General features: G+C 72.3%; 3 protein-coding genes, 3 tRNA genes and 1 pseudogene. 5 read left to right on the top strand and 2 right to left on the bottom strand.

Going from position 1 to position 4,858, the window contains the following annotated elements; translation table 11 throughout:
• A pseudogene (locus EYA84_RS26645) lies at nucleotides 1–272 on the top strand (hypothetical protein); the annotation flags it as partial.
• A gap of 88 nt (nucleotides 273–360) precedes the next feature.
• Here EYA84_RS26645 and EYA84_RS26640 read toward each other — a convergent pair.
• Together EYA84_RS26640 and EYA84_RS26635 are read right to left on the bottom strand one after the other, a co-directional pair.
• Nucleotides 361–936, bottom strand: a complete 576-nt coding sequence (locus tag EYA84_RS26640; protein ID WP_131056439.1) for a TIGR03086 family metal-binding protein — start codon at nucleotides 934–936, stop codon at nucleotides 361–363.
• An 85-nt stretch (nucleotides 937–1,021) separates the two neighbouring features.
• Entirely contained in the window at nucleotides 1,022–1,624 is a 603-nt protein-coding gene (locus tag EYA84_RS26635) for a TetR/AcrR family transcriptional regulator (RefSeq protein WP_131056437.1), read from the bottom strand.
• 305 nt (nucleotides 1,625–1,929) lie between these two features.
• On the opposite strand from EYA84_RS26635, the gene EYA84_RS26630 reads away from it, so the two are divergent.
• From EYA84_RS26630 to EYA84_RS26615, 4 genes are all read left to right on the top strand, one after another.
• Nucleotides 1,930–2,002, top strand: a tRNA-Gly gene (locus EYA84_RS26630).
• A 34-nt stretch (nucleotides 2,003–2,036) separates the two neighbouring features.
• A tRNA-Cys gene (locus EYA84_RS26625) sits at nucleotides 2,037–2,107 on the top strand.
• A 17-nt stretch (nucleotides 2,108–2,124) separates the two neighbouring features.
• A tRNA-Val gene (locus tag EYA84_RS26620) sits at nucleotides 2,125–2,199 on the top strand.
• A 304-nt stretch (nucleotides 2,200–2,503) separates the two neighbouring features.
• On the top strand, nucleotides 2,504–4,858 hold a 2,355-nt coding region (locus tag EYA84_RS26615), incomplete at its 3' end, for an AAA family ATPase (RefSeq protein WP_131056435.1).

Raw genomic sequence — 4,858 nt, 5'->3', positions numbered from 1 at the left:
GTGGCGGAGCCGCCGCGCCGGACGCCGGAGCCGCCGGCAACGTCTCGCAGACCGGGGCGGGGCTCGGCCTGACCGAGGTCGCCTTCCTGCTCGGTGGGCTGCTGCTGTTCCTCGGCGTCGGCCTGCTGATGCGGCTGCGGCAGTTGACCAAGGATCCGGAACCGGTACCCGCCGACGGCGTCTCGGTGAGCGCCGCGGACCGCTGGGAGCGGCAACCCGGGCCGCGCCAGCGCTGGCGGACGGTACCCCGTGACGGTGGTCGGCTGGGCTGACCGCTCGCGTACTTCACACACCGGGGGTGCGGCCGGCGCGGGATCTCCCGCGCCGGCCGCCGTACTCGTCACGCCGTGCGGCGGGCGGTTACGGTGCCCAGCCGGGATCGCGGCCGAACGCGCCGATCAGCCGGTCCTGCTCGTCGGCCTGCGGTGAGACGTCGACCTGGTCGTGCACCAGCCCGTTGCTCCGGTAGTCACCGACGGCGCGGCGGAACCACCGGGCGCACTCGGCGACCGCGTCGGCGTCCATCCTCGGGTCGACGCCGATCGCCACGGCCAGGTCCCACCCGTGGACGAGATGCTCGGCGAGCAGTTGGTGCAGGTACTCCTCGGCGGGCGTGTCGCCGGCCGAGAGGTGCACGGTGCGGTGCAGCGCGCCGGGGGAGGCGGCGGCCAACTCGGCCTGTGCCGCCGCGTCACGCGCCGCCACGACCGGATCGTCACCGAGCTGGTCGCCGTCGTACCGGTCGCCGACCTGCGCGATGGTCCGGCCGGCGAGCAGCGCGACACTCCAGCGCTGTTCACCGACGACGTGGTTGACCAGGGTGCGGACGTCCCACCCCGGGCACGGGGTCACCGCCGACCACTGCCCACCGCCGACCTGTTCCACCCGGTCGGTGAACTCCACCAGACTGCGTCGGTACACCTCGAGCAGATCCATGGCGTCATTGTCGTCGTCGCCGACCGCCTCCGACGGCGGTTCGCCAGGGTGCCGGAGACGGCCTGGTGGTCGGTGCGGTGCGGGCTCAGTCGAGCTGCGCCGGATCGAGGCCCAGTTCCCGGGCGGTCACCAGGCGTACCCACTCGGCGAACTGCCGTCGGGAGATCACCCGGTCGTGCACCGCGAGCTGGACCGCCAGGCCGTCCATGACCGCGCTGATCCGCCAGGCCGCGCCCGCCGGGTCGGTGCACTCGAAGACACCCTCGCGGACCCCGTCGGAGATCACCGTCGCGAGGTCCTGCCGCCACCGCAGGTCCAACTTGCGGGAGACCTTCTCCAACTCCGGGGTACGCAGCGACTCCGACCAGCCGTCGATCCACATGGACCAGGAGGTGGGTCGACCGGCAGGAGTGTAGAGCCGGAGGATGCGGCGGAGCTTGGTCAGCGGCGGGGCACTGGACCGGGTCACCGTGTCCAGCCGGGCCAGATCCTGTTCGACCGCGTACGCGAAGGCCTGCGCGAGCAGGCGTTCCTTGGTGGCGAAATGGTAGAAGACCAGGGCCTGGCTCACCCCGGCGGCCTGCGCCACGTCCGCCGTGCGGGTGTTCGCCAGCCCCCGCTGCACGATCACGTCACAAGCGGTGCGCAGCAGGGCATCCAGGCGGATCTCGGCCGCACGTCTCGTCACGTCCGTCACCGTAGCCCATCAAGACGGACACGGCGTGTCACCAAACCCCTGGTGATCCGGCTTGCGACAGTCGGAACCCGGACACTCGCGACGTCCGTCCCGGGCCGTCTACCGAGCTGCGGTCCTGCTCTTGCGCGGCCCTCCACCATCGGCCGCGATCAGGAGCAACCAGTGCAGGCTCCTAGGAAGCTCGCGGGGCGCGGTCTGCCGCACGGCGGAACCGGGCGCGCCGGGTGGGGCCCGATTTGGCAACCGTTCCACCGCTCGGCTAAAGTTCTCATCCGTCACCGGAAAACCGGAGACGTGCGGACGTAGCGCAGCTGGTAGCGCATCACCTTGCCAAGGTGAGGGTCGCGGGTTCGAATCCCGTCGTCCGCTCGGAGCTGCCGCCACGCGTGACGGGGGCAACCTCGGTGGGGTGGCCGAGAGGCGAGGCAACGGCCTGCAAAGCCGTGTACGCGGGTTCAAATCCCGTCCCCACCTCGGTGTAACAACAGCACGGGCGATTGGCGCAGTGGGAGCGCGCTTCCTTGACACGGAAGAGGTCACTGGTTCAAACCCAGTATCGCCCACCATCGATCGCAGTTCGAGCGGCCCGCTATCAGATCCTGATAGCGGGCCGATTCGTCTTCGGGTGACCGGCTGGCCCCGTCATCCCCCCGTGGTCGTGTCGCGTCCCCGCCCGCCGGGAGGCATCCGGGCGAGGGGGTGGATCGGTGCGGGGTGGTGCGGCGCGGGGGACGGTGCGGTGGGGGCGTGCCCGCCGGGGGTGGTACGCAGCACGGATGCGGTCGCGGTGGGAAAAGCGAGCCCAGGAAATGCGAGCCACATTCTCGGTGTTCAATTCGTGGTCATGTTCGGGCGTGACGGTCGGCTAATATGCACCGATGCGCGTCGCTTCGCGGTCCATTCCGTTCGGGTGCATTCGCCATGTTTCCAGTTGATCTGCCAACTGTCTGGGCCGGACGGGAAAAGGAACTGGCCGTGTTGCACGCCGCCGCCGAGGCCGCCGGCCAGGGCCGTGGGTCGGTGCTGTGGGTGGAGGGCGAGGCGGGCATCGGTAAGTCTGCCCTGGTCGCAGCCGGTCTGACTGCCCGGGAGGGCGGCAGCCGTGAGGTGCTGTGGGGGACTGCCGACCAGTTGTCCCACCGCTTTCCGTTGCGGGTGATGCTGGACTGTCTCCAGGTCCGGCCGCGTTCGCCGGATCCGCGCCGGGCACGCATCGCCGTGTTCCTGCGGGACCGTCGGCCAGGGCTTTTCGCTGCCGACGACATCGCCGGTACGGCGACGGAAATGCTCGTGTCGCTGGTCGACGAGTTGTGTGCGGACGGCCCGACGGTGCTCGTCCTCGACGACCTGCAATGGGCCGACGAGGCGTCGTTGATGCTGTGGCACCGGCTCGCCCTCGCGGTCGAGGAGCTTCCGCTGCTGTTGGTCAGCGCCACCCGTCCGGTGCCGACCCGGCAGGACGTCCAGACGTTGCGGGCCGCCACCCTGCGCCGGGGCGGCACGCTGCTGGCGCTCGGCGCGCTCAGCCCGGACGACGTCCGCACGATGACCACCGGGGTCCTCGGCGCGCCACCCGGACCGGGCCTGGACCGTCTGCTCGGGCGGGCCATGGGCAATCCGCTCTATCTGCGTGAACTGCTCGACGCCCTGGCGCGGGAGCAGACCGCCGGTGCGGTGCCGAGCGGCGGTGAACTCTCCGACGACGCCCTCGACCGGGTGCCCGCCTCCTTCGCGGCAGCGCTGACCGACCGGCTCAGCGTGGTGTCGGCGGCCACCGCCCAGATGTTGCGGACCGCATCGCTGCTCGGTGGCGAGTTCGCCGTCACCGACCTTGCCGCAGTGCTGCGCCGGACCGCGTCGGACCTGGCCGAAGGGCTGCAGAACGCGGTCACCGCCGGGATCGTCGTCGGCGTCGGCGACCAACTCGCCTTCCGGCATCCGTTGATCCGGCAGGCGCTCTACGACAGCATGCCGGCGGCGCTGCGTGCGGCGCTGCACTGCGAGGCGGCGCGGACGTTGGCGGGTGCCGGCGCCGAGCCGCTGCGGGTGGCCCAGCAACTGTTGGCGGCCGGGCACACCGGTGACGAGTGGACCCGTACGTGGGTGGTCGAGGCGGCACCGGCGTTGGCGGCCCGTGCCCCGGACATCGCGGTGGAGTTGCTGCACCGCGAGTTGTCGGTGAGCCCGCTCGACCGGGCCGACCAGGCGGTGCTCTCGGTGGAGCTGGCCCGGGTGCTGCTCGACGCCGGGCGTCACTCCGAGGCCGCCGCCCGGGCGCGGGCGGCGTTGACGCTGCCGACCGCGCCGGGACAACAGGCCGAGATGTCCTCGATCCTGGCCCGCACGCTGTTCGGCCAGGGGCGCAACGAGGAGGCGCTGGACGTGCTGGGTGCGGCGCTGCGGCGGCCGGCCGTACCGGCGGTGTGGCAGGCCCGCCTGCTGGCCTCGCTGTCGATGGTCAACCGGGCGAGCAACGGCGACCTGGGTACGGCGGACAGCACCGCCCGGGAGGCGTTGCGGGTGGGGGAGGAGGCCGGGGACGCCTTCGCCGTCGCGTACGCGTTGACCGACCTGTGGCTGACCCACTCGGTCCGCCGCGACCACGTCGCCGCCCTCGACTACGCGGACCGGGCGCTGGCCGTGCTGGGCGACGCACCCGAGTACGCCGACCTGCGGACGTTCGCCTTCGACGGCCGGATCTTCAGTCTGCAGAACCTCGACCGGTGGCCGGCGGCGCAGGAGACCCTGTGCCGGGCACGCGACCTGGGTCAGCGCGACGGCGGGCCCGGTCGGGGCGTCTCGACGCTCACTGCCGCCGTGCTGCTGTACTGGCTCGGTCGCTGGGACGACGCGCTCGCCGAACTCGACGGCCTCGAACGGGACAGCACGGCGATCACGTATTCCGGGCTGCGGGAGCGCGGGCCGGCGTTGCTCTGGCACGGCGTCGCCGCGGTGATCGCCGGGCGTCGCGGGAACACCGCCGTCGCGACCGCGCACCTACGCGCCGGTCTGGAGCTTCCCGTGCGTACCGTCGCCGACCGGGAGAATCGCGACTTCCTGCTGGCCGCGCGGTCGCTCGCCGCCGAGCAGGCCGGGGATCCGGCGCGGGCGCTGGCGGAGCTGTCGGTGGTCCTGGACCGTGGGCCCGGTGAGATGACCCTGCTCCACCAGTGGACGCCCGAGCTGGTGCGGCTCGCGGTGGCGGCCGACGACGCGGCGGCGGCC

This window comes from Verrucosispora sp. SN26_14.1 (assembly GCF_004307965.1).
Lineage (GTDB): Bacteria > Actinomycetota > Actinomycetes > Mycobacteriales > Micromonosporaceae > Micromonospora.
Note: the sequence above shows the minus strand (reverse complement) of the source record. Positions and strands in the feature narration are given on the sequence as shown.